Annotated in this window: 13 protein-coding genes; 11 read left to right on the plus strand and 2 right to left on the minus strand. The window is 59.3% G+C overall.

Features of this window, described 5'->3' with window-relative positions; all coding sequences use genetic code 11:
- Positions 1–93: 93 nt before the first annotated feature.
- Positions 94–945 (minus strand): IclR family transcriptional regulator, encoded by an 852-nt coding sequence (locus YH63_RS12135; protein ID WP_046827378.1) that lies wholly within the window; start codon positions 943–945, stop codon positions 94–96.
- Positions 946–1,033: 88 nt separating this feature from the next.
- Entirely contained in the window at positions 1,034–3,202 is a 2,169-nt protein-coding gene (locus tag YH63_RS12140) for an acetate--CoA ligase family protein (protein WP_046827377.1), read from the minus strand.
- 294 nt (positions 3,203–3,496) lie between these two features.
- On the opposite strand from YH63_RS12140, the gene YH63_RS12145 reads away from it, so the two are divergent.
- From YH63_RS12145 to YH63_RS12200, 11 genes are all read left to right on the plus strand, one after another.
- Entirely contained in the window at positions 3,497–4,222 is a 726-nt protein-coding gene (locus tag YH63_RS12145; protein ID WP_046827376.1) for a GntR family transcriptional regulator, read from the plus strand.
- A 36-nt stretch (positions 4,223–4,258) separates the two neighbouring features.
- Positions 4,259–5,992 carry an oxalyl-CoA decarboxylase gene (oxc, locus tag YH63_RS12150; protein WP_046827375.1) on the plus strand — a complete coding sequence of 578 codons (1,734 nt, stop codon included), beginning with the start codon at positions 4,259–4,261 and terminating at the stop codon, positions 5,990–5,992.
- Between the two features lie 90 nt (positions 5,993–6,082).
- Entirely contained in the window at positions 6,083–7,363 is a 1,281-nt protein-coding gene (gene frc, locus YH63_RS12155) for a formyl-CoA transferase (protein ID WP_046827374.1), read from the plus strand.
- Positions 7,364–8,279: 916 nt separating this feature from the next.
- A complete protein-coding gene (locus YH63_RS12160) occupies positions 8,280–9,281 on the plus strand; it encodes a Bug family tripartite tricarboxylate transporter substrate binding protein (protein WP_433995118.1) in 1,002 nt (333 codons plus the stop codon).
- Between the two features lie 64 nt (positions 9,282–9,345).
- A complete protein-coding gene (locus tag YH63_RS12165) occupies positions 9,346–9,852 on the plus strand; it encodes a tripartite tricarboxylate transporter TctB family protein (protein WP_046829566.1) in 507 nt (168 codons plus the stop codon).
- 30 nt (positions 9,853–9,882) lie between these two features.
- A complete protein-coding gene (locus tag YH63_RS12170) occupies positions 9,883–11,394 on the plus strand; it encodes a tripartite tricarboxylate transporter permease (protein WP_046827372.1) in 1,512 nt (503 codons plus the stop codon).
- 241 nt (positions 11,395–11,635) lie between these two features.
- Positions 11,636–12,838: an ADP-forming succinate--CoA ligase subunit beta gene (sucC, locus tag YH63_RS12175; RefSeq protein WP_046827371.1), complete on the plus strand. Its 1,203-nt coding sequence runs from the start codon at positions 11,636–11,638 to the stop codon at positions 12,836–12,838.
- Positions 12,838–13,722 (plus strand): succinate--CoA ligase subunit alpha, encoded by an 885-nt coding sequence (sucD, locus tag YH63_RS12180; RefSeq protein WP_046827370.1) that lies wholly within the window; start codon positions 12,838–12,840, stop codon positions 13,720–13,722. Before sucC ends, sucD begins: the two co-directional genes overlap by 1 nt.
- A 563-nt stretch (positions 13,723–14,285) precedes the next feature.
- Positions 14,286–14,732, plus strand: coding sequence for a CBS domain-containing protein (locus YH63_RS12185; RefSeq protein WP_046827369.1), 447 nt, complete (start codon positions 14,286–14,288; stop codon positions 14,730–14,732).
- Positions 14,733–14,848: 116 nt separating this feature from the next.
- Positions 14,849–15,823, plus strand: coding sequence for a 2-dehydropantoate 2-reductase (locus tag YH63_RS12190; RefSeq protein ID WP_046827368.1), 975 nt, complete (start codon positions 14,849–14,851; stop codon positions 15,821–15,823).
- Positions 15,824–15,934: 111 nt separating this feature from the next.
- A complete protein-coding gene (locus YH63_RS12200) occupies positions 15,935–16,729 on the plus strand; it encodes a fumarylacetoacetate hydrolase family protein (protein WP_170978687.1) in 795 nt (264 codons plus the stop codon).
- The last annotated feature ends 182 nt before the right edge of the window (positions 16,730–16,911 follow it).

Consider the following 16,911-nt stretch of genomic DNA (forward strand, 5'->3'; position numbering starts at 1 on the left):
ATGCGACGCGCGTGTGAAATTCTCTCGCGCGATCAAATGACTAGGGAGAAGTAAAAGTGAAAATTCATACACACAAAAATGCAGCGGTTGCACTCAGTTCTTGGCTTGAACAACCGGCATGACGCCTCCGAGCGCAACAGTCAGTTCGGCGGCGACATCGCGGACGATATTGCCGATAATCGGTATGCGCTCGTCCGTGACGCGCGATGTCATTCCCGATACCGAAATTGCTGCAAGTGGCTCGCTGCAATCGTTGTAAACCACCGCAGCAATGCACCGAAGTCCCATACGGGCTTCCTCGTCATCGACCGCGTAGCCACGCTGCCGGACGATCTGCAGCGCCTTGAACAGCTCGCCGGGCCGTACGATCGATTTCTCCGTCAAACGTGGCATGCCTTGACGGTGGATGATGGCATTCACGTCTTCGTCAGAATAGGTCGCCAGCACCGCCTTGCCGACGCCGGAGGCCACCATGGCCACGCGGCCGCCCACCTTGGTGAGCGAGCGCATGATCTCGCGGCTCTCCATGCGGGTCAGAACGATGATGGTTTCGTCGTCGACGACGGCTAGATTGGCGGTTTCCCGCGTCTGGTCGCGCAGCTTGCGCAGATAGGGTATCGCATGGGCGACGAAGTTCCGCCGCCGTGCGAACGTCGATCCGACGGCGAAGCTCCGCGCGCCGATATGCCACTTCGCCTCGCTGCGGTCGAATTGCACGAAGCGCCGCTTCTCAAGCGTCGTCAGCAGGCGATGGACGGTCGAGGTGGACAGACCGGTGCGCACCGCCAGATCGGTGAGTCGGTAGCCTTCATCGTCTTCGGAAAGGGTTTCGATCAGCGTCAGAGCGCGGTTGACGGACTGCACGCCGCCATCTTTGCCTTCAGCTTCCGTCTCAACGCCGCTGCGCGGCTCAACGAGCTTTCGCCGGATCACACTTTTCTTCATTGCTACCTACGGTCGTCGATAGAAGTGAAGGTCGTGCTGAGAAGAGAAAGGGTGCCGCCCTATTGAGGCGACACCCAATTGTCAGAACTTACAGCAGGCCCGCGCCGCGTGCCCACTTGTACTTCGCGCCGAGAACTTCGACGGGGAGTTCAGTGGAGTATGCGTAAGCCGGGATGCCGTTCTGGTAGAGATACTCAGCGGCTTCCTCGACTTCGATGTCGCCGGCGAGGGAAGCTACCATCGGCTTGCTGATGCCTTTCGCTTCCATCTCCTTCTTCACCTCGACCATGTTGCGCGCGAACACCATCGGCGGCGTGACGATGGTGTGCCAGTAGCCGAGAATCAGCGAGTGAATGCGCTCATCCGACAAACCGAGTTTCACTGTGTTGACGTAAGTGATTGGCGGTTCGCCGCCGGTGATGTCGACCGGGTTGCCGGCTGCGCCGAACGGCGGGATGAATTTGCGGAACGCCGTGTCGAGATCGTCCGGCATCTTCATCAGCGACAGGCCGTTATCGACCACCGAGTCGGACAGCAGCACGCCGGAGCCACCGGCGCCGGTGATGATGAGGACGTTTTCGCCCTTCGGGGTCGGCAACGCGGGAATGCCGCGCGCAAATTCGAGGAGCTGACGCAGCGAGCGCGCGCGGATCACGCCCGATTGCTTCAAGACATCCTCATAGATCTTGTCGTTGCCGGCGAGTGCGCCGGTATGCGACGCCGCCGCCTTGGCGCCCGCCGAGGTGCGGCCTGCTTTCAGGACGACGACCGGCTTCTTCTTGGAGACGCGCTTGGCGGCTTCCGCGAAAGCGCGGCCATCTTTCAGGTCTTCGCAGTGCATCGCGATGATGTTGGTGTTCTTGTCCTGCTCGAAGAAGGCAAGCAGATCGTCTTCGTCGATGTCGGATTTGTTGCCGAGACCGACGATCGCGGACACGCCCATCTTGGCGGATCGCGAGAAGCCAATGATAGCCATGCCGATGCCGCCCGATTGCGACGACAACGCAGTCGAACCCTTCACGTCATAAGCCGTGCAGAACGTCGCGCAGAGGTTGGCCGGGGTGTAGTAGAAACCGTAAATATTCGGCCCCATCAACCGCACGTTGTATTTGTTTCCGATCGCGACGATTTCTTCCTGCAAGGCAGGCTCGTGCGCTTCGGCAAAACCCGACGGGATCAGGATTGCGCCGGGAATTTTCTTCTCACCGCACTCGATCAGCGCGCCGGCTACGAACTTGGCAGGAATCGCGAACACGGCGGTGTCGATAACGCCCGGTACATCCTTGACGCTCTTGTAGGCCTTGCGGCCCATGATCTCATCGGCCTTTGGATGGATCGGATAGATATCGCCCTTGTAGCCGCCGTTGATGAGGTTCTTCATCACCGAGTTGCCGATCTTGCCGTCTTCGGCCGAAGCGCCGATCACTGCAACGGATTTAGGCATCATGATGCGGTTCATCGCAGTCACGATTTCTTCGTTCGAGCGCGGAGCAGGGCGCGGCTTGTAATCGAAGTCGACGACGATGCGCACGTCGGCGGCAATGGCGTCCTTCTTGGTGGCGAACACCGGATTGAGGTCGAGTTCGATGATTTCCGGGAAATCGCTGACGAGTTGGGAAACGTTGACGATGATTTCGGCGAGCGCTTCACGGTTCACCGGATCGCCGCCGCGGACACCTTGCAGCATTTCGTGGGCCTGGATGCCGTCCAGCATGGACAGTGCATCGGCATTGGTTGCGGGCGCAAGGCGGAACGTGACGTCCTTCAGCACCTCGACCAGCACGCCGCCAAGGCCGAACGCCACGAGCTTGCCGAACGAGCCGTCTGTAATCGAGCCGACGATGACTTCCGTGCCGCCCAGCAGCATCTGCTGAACCTGGATGCCTTCGATCTTGGCGTCAGCCTTGTACTTCTTCGCGTTCGCGAGAATGGTCTCATAGGCCTTTTCAGCGTCGGCAGCGGTCTTCACACCGACGATCACGCCGCCGGCCTCGGTCTTGTGGAGGATGTCGGGGGAGACGATCTTCATCACCACGGGAAAGCCCATGCCGGTTGCGATCTTGGCGGCATCCGCGGCGGACTTGGCGACGCCTTCCTTCGGGACCGGAATTCCGTAAGCATCGCAGACCAGTTTGCCTTCCGGCGCGGTCAGGCTGGTGCGTTTATCTGCTTTGACGGCGTCGAGAATTTTCCGAACTTCGGCCTTTGCCTGCTGTCCGACGTCAATCTTTCGCGCTGCGTCCTGCGAATGAGCCATTACTTCCTCCTGTCACGTCCATTTTTTGGGAAACCGGATTGCGCACGGGTTGTCGGACGGCGTTTCCCGAACGCTTGAGCACCACGGTTGGGCATTGAACTGCACACCTTTTCAGAACGTGCAGAGAAAAGCCTATAAGTGGCATTTGGCATGCCAAGAACCATGTTTGTCAAGTCTGTTCGCGGGGCTTTGACGATGTGTGACCGCAGCTTGACACTTTGGCATCTGGTATGCCAAGAACACAACGAAATGCTCCCGTGGTATACAGCCCTCAACCGGAGAGGGAGATGATTCATGGTTACTCAGAAAATTTCAAAGGTGCCGCTGACCGAAAAGGATATCGCGATCGTCCGCATCGCGCCCGAAGCCAGTTTCAAAAACAAGGCTTATGACGCGCTGAAGGAAGCCATCCTCAAGATGGACATTTATGCGAGCCCGGAGCCCGTCATGCTCGACGAGCGCGCGCTGTCGGAACATCTCGGTGTTAGCCGCACGCCAATCCGCGAAGCAATCGCGATGCTGGAGCAGGATGGTTTCGTCAAAACGGTTCCACGCCGCGGCATCGTGGTTGTGCGCAAGACCAAGGCCGAAATCGTCGACATGATCCGGGCGTGGGCTGCGCTCGAGAGCATGGCCGCGCGCCTCATCACCACGACCGCGCGCAAGAAAGACATCTCTGCGCTGCGTAACTTCTTCAAGGACTTTAACAAGGATCGTCTGCCGCAGGATCACATCGCCGAGTATTCGAAGGCGAACATCGCATTCCATCAGGCGCTGATCTCGTTAAGCGAATCTCCAGTTCTGGTCGATATGACCAACGATATCCTGCTGCACGTGCGTGGCTACCGCCAATTGACGATTGGCCGGACCGACCGCACCGCGGTGTCTCTGCCTGAACATCTCGCGATCATCGAGGCGCTCGAAGAGCGCGATACAGAACTGGCCGAGAAGCGCGCGCGCGATCATACGCTTGGGCTTGCGACTTATGTCGAAACCCACGGACAGGAAATATTCACGTAGACCAACGATCAAAAAAAGAGACCAGGGAGCCCACCGATGCTTACGACGGCGAAGACGACGGCTGCAAGTGACACAGAGCAGGACCTGACGGATGGTTTTCATCTGATCATCGACGCGCTGAAACTTAACGGCCTCAATACGATCTACGGCGTCCCGGGCATTCCGATCACCGACTTTGGCCGCATGGCGCAGGCCGAGGGCATTCGCGTTCTGTCGTTTCGCCACGAGCAAAATGCCGGCTATGCTGCTTCCATCGCAGGCTTCCTGACGAAGAAGCCCGGTGTCTGTCTCACTGTTTCGGCACCTGGCTTTCTCAACGGCCTGACCGCACTCGCTCATGCCACGACCAATTGCTTCCCGATGATCCTGATTTCCGGCTCATCGGAGCGCGAGATCGTCGACCTGCAGCAGGGCGACTACGAAGAGATGGACCAACTCGCGATCGCGAAGCCGCTGTGCAAGGCGGCGTTCCGCGTGCTGCATGCGCAGGACATCGGTATTGGTGTTGCGCGCGCGATCCGCGCTGCGGTCTCCGGTCGTCCAGGTGGTGTCTATCTCGATCTTCCGGCAAAGCTGTTTGGGCAGGTGATGAACGCGGAAGCCGGTAAGAAGTCGCTGGTGAAGGTCATCGACGCGGCCCCGGCACAGATCCCGGCCCCCGATTCCGTTAAGCGTGCGCTCGACGTGCTTAAGTCGGCGAAGAAGCCGCTCATTATTCTCGGCAAGGGTGCATCCTACGCGCAGGCAGACGACGCGATCCGCGCTCTGATTGAGAAGAGCGGCATTCCATTCCTGCCGATGAGCATGGCCAAGGGCCTGCTGCCCGACACGCATCCGCAATGCGCCGGCGCGGCGCGTTCGACGGTGTTGAAGGATTCCGATGTTGTCATGCTGATCGGCGCGCGGCTGAACTGGCTGCTGTCGCACGGCAAGGGCAAGACATGGGGTGAGGCTCCGAAAAAATTCATCCAGATCGACATCGAGCCAAAGGAAATGGACTCGAACGTCGAGATCGTGGCGCCAGTGGTCGGCGACATAGGATCGTGCGTCACGGCTCTTTTGCAAGGGATGGGCGGCAACTGGACAGCTCCGCCGTCGGATTGGACCAAATCCGTTCAGACCAAGCGGGACGACAACGTTGCCAAAATGGCGCCGCGTCTGATGAACAACAACTCGCCGATGGATTACCACGGAGCGCTCGGTGTTCTGCGCACCATCATCAAGGAGCGTCCGGATGCGATTCTTGTCAATGAAGGCGCCAATACGCTCGATCTCGCGCGCGGCATCATCGACATGTATCAACCGCGCAAGCGTATCGACGTCGGCACCTGGGGCATCATGGGTATCGGCATGGGCTATTCGATTGCCGCTGCTATTGAGACCGGCAAGCCGGTGCTCGCGATCGAGGGTGACAGCGCGTTCGGATTTTCCGGCATGGAAGTGGAGACGATCTGCCGCTACAAGCTGCCGGTCTGCGTGGTAATCTTTAACAATGACGGCATTTATCGCGGTACCGACGTCAACCCCTCGGGCGGCTCAGACGTGGCGCCGACCGTATTCGTGAAGGGCGCTCGTTACGACAAGATGATGGAGGCTTTCGGCGGTGTCGGCGTCAATGCGACGACCCCCGATGAGTTGAAGCGTGCAGTCAACGCGGCGATGGATTCAGGTAAGCCGACGCTTATCAATGCGGTGATCGACCCCGCTGCCGGCAGCGAAAGCGGCCGCATCGGTAATCTCAATCCGCAAAGCGTTCTGAAGAAGAAATAAGGCCACACCGTTGGGTGCATGTTGCGCCCAATCAATTTCAGTCCTCAGGCTCGGCGTCAGAAGGCGTCGGTTGATATGGAGTAGAAGATAATGACACAGGCGCTGAAGGGCGTTCGCATTCTTGATTTCACCCACGTTCAATCGGGACCGACATGTACGCAGTTGCTGGCATGGTTCGGTGCCGATGTGATCAAGGTGGAGCGTCCCGGCGTCGGTGACATCACTCGCGGCCAGCTTATGGATGTCCCGAACGCGGACAGCCTTTATTTCACGATGCTCAACCACAACAAGCGCTCGATCACGCTCGACACCAAGAACCCGAAGGGCAAGGAAGTCCTCACCGAACTGATGAAGAAGTGCGACGTGCTGGTGGAGAATTTCGGCCCTGGCGTGCTGGATCGCATGGGCTTCCCGTGGGAGACCATCCAGAAGATCAATCCGAAATTGATCGTGGCGTCGATCAAGGGTTTCGGCCCTGGCCCTTACGAAGACTGCAAGGTGTATGAGAACGTCGCTCAGTGCACCGGCGGCGCTGCATCGACAACCGGTTTTCGCGACGGCCTGCCGCTGGTCACTGGTGCTCAGATCGGCGACAGCGGTACCGGTTTGCATCTGGCGCTCGGCATCGTCACCGCGCTTTATCAGCGCACGGTCACTGGCAAGGGTCAGAAGGTCACGGCTGCGATGCAGGACGGTGTGCTCAATCTCGCGCGCGTCAAGATGCGCGACCAGCAGCGTCTCGCACACGGGCCGCTCAAGGAATACAGTCAGTTCGGCGAAGGCATTCCGTTCGGTGATGCTGTGCCGCGCGCCGGCAACGATTCCGGGGGTGGCCAGCCGGGCCGCATCCTGAAGTGCAAGGGTTGGGAGACTGATCCGAACGCTTACCTCTATTTCATCACCCAGGCTCCTGTCTGGGAGAAGATCTGCGACGTGATCGGCGAGCCGGGTTGGAAGACGCATCCGGATTATGCTAAGCCGGCAGCGCGTTTGCCGCGCCTGAACGAGATTTTCGCGCGCATCGAACAGTGGACCATGACCAAGACCAAGTTCGAGGCGATGGAAATCCTCAACAAGGACGACATTCCATGCGGCCCGATCCTGTCGATGAAGGAAATCTCCGAGGACAAATCTCTCTATGCCACCGGGACGCTTGTTGAGGTCGATCATCCGACCCGCGGCAAGTACATTTCGGTCGGTAACCCGATCAAGCTGTCAGACAGCCCGACCGTGGTGACGCGTTCACCGTTGCTGGGTGAGCACACTGACGAGATTCTGAAACAGGTGCTGGGCTTCAACGACAATCAGGTTGCCGAAACGCATAATTCGGGTGCGCTTGCTCCGCCCCGAAAGGTTGAAGCCGCGGAATAACGACGAACGGTCGTATCATTCATTCATGTTGAGGGCCGGCGGTTTGCGCCGGCCTTTTTCTTGCGTCGAAATTCGTGGCGCTCGTGACGGCGCGCACTATCATATGCGACATTTTGTCGCAATTCAGATGCCTGTTGCGGCGCAATATTCGTCAATGCTGCTATGCAAAGTGCTTCGTGGGTTCTGGTATTTGGTATACCTGAGATGCAGACCACATTGCGCCGCGCAGTGACCAGCGCTGAACAAATCGATTTTTAGAAGACCTTCGCAACGCGAAGGAACGATACTTCGGGCGTGCGTTCCATCGCTGGGTGACTTCCTCAATGGCTTGCTTTTCCTAGCATTTTCCTACTGGGACACGCGCCCACTTAAGCCTGCGACAACGGCCTGCCGTGGCCCAGTCTTTGAATCCCAAAGTCCTATCTGCGCATGGCTGGTTAGCCGAAAAACATCAAATGCTTGCCGGAAACGTCTCGATTGTTGGGGCAGTATTCTGGTTCCAGGTGCTGGCAATGTCGCACTGCCCAAAGGCGTGGCGTCAGATTTAACTTGTACTCTGGTATATCGCATACAAGGATGTGCTCAGGCAGCGTTTGTCGAAAACGAAACAGAACAACGCGCCTTGGGAGGGGAAACTGGCCAATATCGTTCTGACGATTGCAGCCGATGCTGAGCACAGGGCCGACGGATGTCGCCCTAGCTATCAGCACGAACTTCCTCACAATGATTGCGATGACCGCTGCGGGCTGCGTGCCACGCAAGCGAGCATTTTGCGTCATGTGTATCGCAACTCTGTTTGGTGAGGTGCAGGCACGCGACGCGATAATGACAAGAGAAACCGGAACTGCGCAGTGCGGATTTCGGAACCAAGCCGCCGTTGAGCGGCATGAAACAATGTTTGGGGAGAAGTGCGATGATGCGATTGTCGATCCATACAATGCTCGGAATCTCGTTGGCGGCAGTATTGGCTTCCGGGCCTGCTGCGGCGGCTTGGGAGCCGACCCGTCCCGTTGAAATCGTCGTGCCCGCGGGCACCGGCGGCGGCGCCGACCAGATGGCGCGGACCATCCAGGGTATCGTTACCAAGCACCAGCTGATGAAACAGCCGCTGGTGGTTGTGAACAAGGCGGGCGGTGCAGGTGGCGAAGGCTTCCTCGACGTCAAAGGCTCTGCGGGTAATCCGCACAAACTGGTGATCACCCTGTCCAATCTTTTCACCACGCCGCTGGGGACGGGCATTCCGTTCAGTCACAAGGATCTGACGCCGGTCGCCATGATGGCGCTCGACGAATTCATTCTCTGGGTCAACGCGGAAAGTCCCCACAAGACGGTGAAGGACTACATCGCAGCGGTGAAGGCAAAGCCCGGTGAGTTCAAGATGGGCGGCACCGGATCGAAGCAGGAAGACCAGATCATTACGGTCGCGATCGAGAAGGCTTCGGGCACCAAGTTCACCTACATCCCCTATCGCGGCGGTGGTGAGGTCGCGGTCCAACTCGTCGGCAAACACGTCGATTCCACGGTGAACAATCCGATCGAGGCCGTGGCTCAGTGGCGGGGCGGCGCCGTACGTCCGCTCTGCGTGTTCGATGCGAAGCCGCTGCCATACAAGGACGTCATGGCTGATGGTAAATCGTGGAGCGACATTCCGACGTGCAAGTCGCAGGGGCTCGACGTCGAATATCTGATGCTGCGCGGATTCTTCACGTCGCCCAAGGCGACCAAGGATCAGGTCGAATTCTACGTCAACCTGCTCAAGAAGGTTCGTGAAACTCCGGAATGGCAGACCCTGATGAAGGATGGTGCCTTCAATCAGACTCTCATGGTCGGTTCCGAATACAGCGCTTGGGTCGAGAACGAAGAGAAGCGGCACCAGGCACTTATGAAGGATGCCGGCTTCCTGGCGGCGCCGCAATAACATCAAGGGTCAATACTGCCGGCGGATTATCTCCGCCGGCAGGGCTTCAGCGCGGGAAAAAAACATGAGCGAGCATTCTTCTGGAGTTGGTCAGCGTGGTCCGTCGCATCGATGGACGGAGTTCGGGGTGGCAGTATTCTGTATCCTGTTCGGCGCGATCACGATCATCGGCAGCGTCAAGGCGGGATCGGGGTGGGGCCCTGAAGGTCCGAAAGCCGGATTCTTTCCCTTCTACATCGGCGTCATCATTGTGCTGGCGAGCGTTGTGAACTGCATCGAGATTTTGATGCAGTCCGATGACGGTCAGCTTTTCGCGGATTGGGGGCAGCTTCGCCAGGTGATGTGCGTCGTTATTCCGACCACGATTTACACTCTGAGCATTCCGTATCTCGGCATCTACCTCGCGTCGGTCATCCTGATTGCGCTGTTCATGAAATGGCTCGGTAAATACCCGTGGACCAAGGCGGCGGCCGTGGCACTCGGCACACCTTTCGCGATCTACCTGTTCTTCGAAAAATGGTTCCTCATTCCGTTGCCAAAAGGACCGTTGGAAGACTTGCTCGGTCTCTGAAAATTCAAAGCTGCGGTTGAGGACATCGATATGGAAGAAATCGTAAATCTGTTTCACGGCTTCGCGACGGTTCTGCAGCCGTTCAACATCATGGTCATGGTCATCGGGATATTGCTCGGCGTCATCATTGGCGTGCTTCCCGGTCTTGGCGGTGCGAACGGTGTGGCGATCCTGCTACCGCTCACATTCAGCATGACGCCGACGTCGGCCATCATCATGCTGTCTTGCATCTACTGGGGGGCACTGTTTGGCGGCGCCATCACGTCGGTGCTGTTCAATATCCCCGGCGAGCCGTGGTCCGTGGCCACGACATTCGACGGCCATCCCATGGCGCAGAAGGGCAAGGCCGGCGAGGCGCTCACCGCCGCGTTCACGTCGTCCTTCGTCGGCGCGCTGTTCGCCGTCATCATGATTACGCTGGTCGCACCGCTGGTTGCGAAGTTCGCGCTTCAGTTCGGGCCGGCGGAAAAATTCGCGGTGTTCTTCATAGCGTTCTGCAGTTTCATCGGCATGGGCAAGGAGCCGCCATTTAAAACAATTGTCGCGATGATGATCGGTTTTGCGCTGGCGTCGGTCGGCCTCGACAGCGTCACGGGACAGTTGCGCATGACCTTCGGATTCACCCACCTGCTGAGTGGATTCGACTTCCTGATCGCGGTGATCGGATTGTTCGGAATCGGCGAGATCCTTCTCACCATGGAGGAGGGGCTGAACTTCCGGGGTAAGGCCGCCAAGATCAATGCAAGGGTGGTGTGGGAAACCTGGAAGGAGCTTCCGCGCTACTGGGCGACGTCGCTGCGCTCGTGTTTCATCGGCGTGTGGATGGGAATTTCGCCGGCCGGCGCAACGCCTGCATCTTTCATGAGCTATGGCATCGCCAAGCGCATGTCGAAGAGCGGCAAGAACTTCGGCAAGGGTGAGATTGAGGGCGTGGTCGCGCCCGAAACAGCTGCGCATGCGGCCGGTACCGCCGCGTTGCTGCCCATGCTGTCACTCGGCGTTCCGGGTTCGCCGACGGCTGCGGTGCTGCTCGGTGGCTTGCTGATCTGGGGACTGCAGCCAGGACCGCTGCTGTTCGTCGAACAGAAGGAATTCGTCTGGGGCCTGATTGCCAGCATGTATCTCGGAAACTTCGTCGGCCTGATTATCGTGCTGACCTGCGTGCCGCTGTTCGCAGCAATCCTGCGCATTCCGTTCAGCATCATTGCGCCTGTCATCCTGGTGCTATGTGCCATCGGCGCTTACACCGTGCACAACAACACCTTCGACGTCGTGATGATGATGGTGTTCGGTGTGGTCGGATACGTGATGAAGAAGTGCAACTATCCGATGGCGCCGCTGGTGCTTGCGATCGTGCTCGGTGACAAGGCGGAAGAGGCGTTCCGGCAATCGCTGCTGGGATCGCAGGGAAGCCTTGGCGTGTTCTTCTCCAACGGTCTGGTCGGAACGATCATGATGCTGGGATTGATTGCGCTGTTCTGGCCTTTGATCTCGAACGGCTGGACCTGGTTGCAGTCACGCACACCGAAGGCGGCGATGTGAGGTGAAGTCTGCCTGTTGCAGGCTTGACTGACACTCGCTGACCAAGAAACAACCCGACGAAGCGCGCTTATCCTTTGGATGGGCGCGCTTTTTTCTTTTCTCGTGGAGCCCCCTCGAAACCGGTTGACTCGCGCCGGGAGCACGGGCAATTTCTGGTATACATAATACAAGGTGGCGGGCGAGTACATTTTGGCCCTGAAAACAGGGCGTTTCTCGATCCGGACCACGATTGGAGGAAGCAATGAATATTCACGAGTATCAGGGCAAAGCCGTCCTGAAGAATTTTGGAGTGACTGTGTCGGCGGGTGCGCCGGCCTTCACTGTTGACGAAGCGATCGCTGCGGCGACGGCGTTGCCGGGGCCGGTTTACGTTGTGAAATCGCAGATCCATGCCGGCGGTCGCGGCAAAGGCAAGTTCAAGGGATTGCCGGCGGATGCGAAGGGCGGCGTGCGGTTGGCAAAATCGGTCGATGAAGTCGCGAGCTTTGCGAAAGAAATGCTTGGACGCACGCTCGTCACCGAACAAACCGGACCGGCAGGCAAGCAGGTCAACCGGCTGTACATCGAAGACGGCTCCGAGATCGAAAAAGAGTTTTACATCTCGATACTGGTCGATCGTGAAACATCACGCGTTGCATTCGTGGTGTCGACCGAAGGCGGCATGGACATCGAGAAGGTCGCGCACGACACGCCGGAAAAAATCGTGACCTTCTCCGTCGATCCCGCCACCGGCGTGATGGCGCATCACGGACGCAAGGTCGCGCAGGTGCTGGGCCTCACGGGCGATCTCGCCAAGCAGGCTTCGATCCTCACCGCGCAGCTCTACAACGCCTTCCTCTCCACCGACATGGCGATGCTGGAAATCAATCCGCTGGTGGTGACGAAGCAGAGTGAGCTCCGCTGCCTCGACGCCAAGATCAACTTCGATTCCAACGCGCTGTATCGTCACCACGAACTGGTGAAGCTGCGCGACCTGACCGAAGAAGATGAAAAGGAAATCGAGGCGTCGAAATACGACCTGAACTACATCGCGCTTGAAGGCACCATCGGCTGCATGGTCAACGGCGCGGGACTGGCGATGGCGACCATGGACATCATCAAGCTCTATGGCGCGACGCCGGCCAATTTCCTCGATGTCGGCGGCGGTGCGACCAAGGAGAAGGTCGCGGCCGCTTTCAAGATCATCACCTCCGATCCGAACGTGAAAGGAATTCTGGTCAACATCTTCGGCGGCATCATGCGTTGCGATGTCGTCGCGGAAGGCGTGGTCGCCGCGGTGCGCGAAGTCGGCTTGAGTGTGCCGCTGGTGGTGCGCCTCGAAGGCACCAATGTCGAACTCGGCAAGAAGGTCATCGCCGAGTCCGGATTGAATGTCGTCGCCGCCGACGATCTCGACGATGCCGCTCAGAAAATCGTTCGCGCCACACGCAAGGAAGCCGCGTAATGTCCATTCTCATCGATAGCACCACGAAGGTGATTTGCCAGGGTTTTACCGGCAAAAACGGCACTTTTCATTCCGAGCAGGCGGCGCTTTACGGCACGCAGATGGTCGGCGGCACATCGCCCGGCAAGGGCGGCTCCTCGCATCTCGGCCTGCCGGTGTTCGATACGGTGGCGGAAGCGCGCGAGAAGACCGGCGCCGACGCCAGCGTGATCTACGTCCCGCCGCCGGGCGCTGCTGACGCGATCTGCGAAGCGATCGACGCCGAGGTGCCATTGATCGTCTGCATCACGGAAGGCATTCCGGTTACCGACATGGTGCGCGTCAAGCGTGCGCTTGAAGGATCAAGCTCGCGGCTGATCGGTCCCAATTGTCCCGGCGTGATGACGGCGGGCGAGTGCAAGATCGGAATCATGCCCGGCAACATTTTCAAGAAAGGCAATGTGGGGATCGTGTCGCGTTCAGGCACGCTGACCTATGAGGCGGTGTACCAGACCTCCGCCGAAGGTCTCGGCCAGACCACGGCGGTCGGCATCGGTGGCGATCCTGTGAAGGGCACCGACTTCATCGCGATGCTTGAACTGTTCCTCGCAGATCCCGACACCAAGTCGATCGTGATGATCGGCGAGATCGGCGGCTCGTCGGAAGAAGACGCGGCGCAGTTCATCAAGGACGAGGCGAAGCGCGGACGCAAGAAGCCGATGGTCGGTTTCATCGCCGGCCGCACAGCGCCTCCCGGTCGTCGCATGGGCCATGCCGGTGCGATCATCTCGGGCGGGAAGGGCGATGCCGAATCCAAGATCGCGGCGATGGAAGCCGCCGGCATTCGCGTCTCGCCGTCACCCGCGCGTCTTGGCAAGACGCTGGTGGATGTGCTGAAGGGCTGATAGTTTCTGCGCGAGGATGTGCGGAGACTTTCTTCATCGATGATGCTTCGATCAACACGTCGTCATGCCCGGGCTTGTCCCGGGCATCTGCGTTTGCGGGACCACGCATCGTCATTGCGAGCGCAGCGAAGCAATCCAGATACGATGGCCGTCAGGCGACGGCTGGATTGCTTCGTCGCTGCGCTCCTCGCAATGACGGAGGAGATGCGTCGCATTCGCTGATTTTGTATCAGCTTCCCAACATTGGCGGGCGAGGGGCCTTTGCCGTGCGCTTTCAACGCCTTGCCCGTCATTCGTCGTGCTTATCGCTGCAAATGGCCAAACGGTGACGAACCCCAGCGCAAAAGGCCGGATGGTGACGGCATCGCGGCGGCTGCACCTGGCCTGCACGGGCGTCCCATCGTCGTTCAGGGGCTCAGGCATACCACCGCAAAATAGGAATTTGTTCCGATTGACTCGTGGCATAATGTATACCAGTATTGAGACGTCAACGGGGACATCCATCCTCGGACACGAGCACCCGCTGGGGAGAGACATCCCCGCCACGGACCAGGGAGGTTGTGATGAGAGTCGGAGACATCCTGAACAGGAAGAGCACCCGTATCGCCACCGTCCGCATGAACGAGACCGTCGCGACCGCCGCGCGGCTGCTCCGCAACGAAAACATCGGCGCGCTCGTCGTGACGGATGTGTGCCACACCGAAGGCAATGTCGCTGTCGGCATGTTCTCCGAGCGCGACGTGGTGCGCGCCGTTGCCGAGCACGGGCCGGCCGGAATCAACATGAAGGTTTCCGCGCTCATTTCAGTGCAAAAAATGGTGTCGTGTCATTCCACGGATTCGCTGGAGTACGTGCGCGATCTGATGAACGACAATCACATCCGGCATCTGCCGGTGATCGACGATCACACCCTGATCGGCGTGATCAGCATGCGGGACATCAACGCCACCACCGGCTTCGATGCGATGGCGCGCCCCGGCCCAAGGCCAGCCGAACTCGCGTTTGTCTAAGGGGTATCTCCCTGCAGGGCGCGATCACATGCACTCTCCGGTCGTGTGACCGCACCCTGCTTTTTTCTTCAGGATCCATTCCGCACCTCATTGCTGCAATCATTTTGGGAAACGCGATGAAGATCTGTATTTACGGTGCGGGTGCGGTTGGCGGCTATCTCGGCGTGCAGCTTGCGCAGGCGGGGGCCGATGTCAGCCTGGTGGCGCGCGGCGCGCATCTGGCGGCGATGAAGGCCAACGGCCTGAAGCTCCTGATCGGCGACGAAGAGCGCGTGGTGCATCCGCGCTGCACTGACAATCCCGCCGAGCTCGGCGTGCAGGATGTCGTCATCATCTGCCTCAAGGCGCACTCGATCACCGGCGTGATCGAGGCGATGCAGCCGCTGCTCGGGCCGAAGACGCGCATCGTCACCGCGGTGAACGGCATTCCCTACTGGTACTTCTACAAGCACGGCAACGCCTGCGAAGGTTCGACGCTGGAAAGCATCGACCCCGGCGGGCGCCAGTGGAAGGAGCTTGGACCGGAGCGCGCCATCGGCTGCGTGGTTTATCCGGCGACCGAGATCGAAGCGCCCGGCGTGATCCGCCATGTCTACGGCGACCGCTTTCCGCTCGGTGAGCCGTCGGGCGAGAAGAGCGCCGATGTCGAGGCGCTGTCGGCGCTGTTCGTCAAGGCGGGCCTTCAGGCGCCGGTGCTGGAGAATATCCGCGACGAAATCTGGCTCAAGCTGTGGGGCAACGTCTGCTTCAATCCGATCAGCGCACTGACTCATGCCACGCTCGATGTGATCGGCAGCGATCCGGGCACGCGGGCGGTGGCCAGGTCCATGATGGTGGAGGCCCAGACCATCGCCGAGAAGTTCGGCATCAGGTTCCGCGTCGATGTCGAGCGCCGGATCGAGGGCGCGCGCAAGGTCGGCGCACACAAGACGTCGATGCTGCAGGATCTTGAACGCGGCCGGCCGATGGAAATCGATCCGCTCGTCACCGTGGTGCAGGAGATGGGCGCGCTGTCGAAAATCCCGACGCCGTCGATCGACGTCGTGCTGGCGCTGGTGGCGCAGCGCGCCAAGATCGCGGAGCTATATTGATTTCCAATCCTGTCGCCTCAATTGTCATTGCGAGCGAAGCGAAGCAATCCAGTTTTCTTGCATAAGGACTGGATTGCTTCGTCGCTACGCTCCTCGCAATGACGGGAAGCAATGTTCTTTGGAGATTCAGCCGTGACGCAGTGGATTCGCTTTCGCCATCAGGATCAGACCGGGTTCGGCACGCTGTCGGGCCAGAATATCACCGTGCATCACGGCGACATGTTCGACAGTCCGAAGGCGAACGGCAAGACCTTGTCGCTGTCCGATGTCCAGTTGCTCGCGCCCACCACGCCGTCGAAGGTCGTCGCGCTGTGGAACAACTTTCACGCCCTGGCGGCGAAGCTCAACGTCGCCGAACCGGCCGAGCCGCTTTATCTGCTGAAAGCGCCGACGACCGTGACGTCGCCGAACGCGGTGGTGCAGAAGCCTGCATGGTATGACGGGAAGGTCGCCTATGAAGGCGAGCTTGCCATTGTGATCGGAAAGACCTGCCGCGCGGTGTCGGTCGAAGAGGCCGACGATTTCATCCTCGGCTACACCTGCGTCAACGACATCACCGCCGCGGACATTCTCAACAAGGACCCGACGTTTCCGCAGTGGGCGCGCGCCAAGGGCTTCGACGACTTCTGCCCGTTCGGTCCCGCCATCGTCACGGACATCGATCCGGCAAAGTTGACTGTGCGCACCATTCTCAACGGCGCGGAGCGGCAGTCCTACAGGATCTCGGACATGATCTTCTCGGCGCAGGAACTGGTCAGCAAAATCTCGCACGACATGACGTTGCTGCCCGGCGATATCATCGCCTGCGGCACGTCATTGGGCGTCGGTGTGATGAAGGAGCCGGTCAACAAGATCACCATCGCCATCGACGGCGTCGGCGAGCTGACCAACGAGTTCAGGAATTGAAGTTTGGTCGTCCCGACGAAGGCCGGGACCATTGACCTTCGCGAAATGTAACGATGGTGCGTCATCCTGAGGAGCGCGCCGCGCTTGCGGCGAGCCTCGAAGGATGCGCAGCCGCGGTCACCGTCATCCTTCGAGGCTCGCAAGTGCTCGCACCTCAGGATGACGGTGATTGTCCGCGAGTA

The organism is Afipia massiliensis, from assembly GCF_001006325.2.
In the GTDB taxonomy this organism is placed as follows: Bacteria; Pseudomonadota; Alphaproteobacteria; order Rhizobiales; family Xanthobacteraceae; genus Afipia; species Afipia massiliensis_A.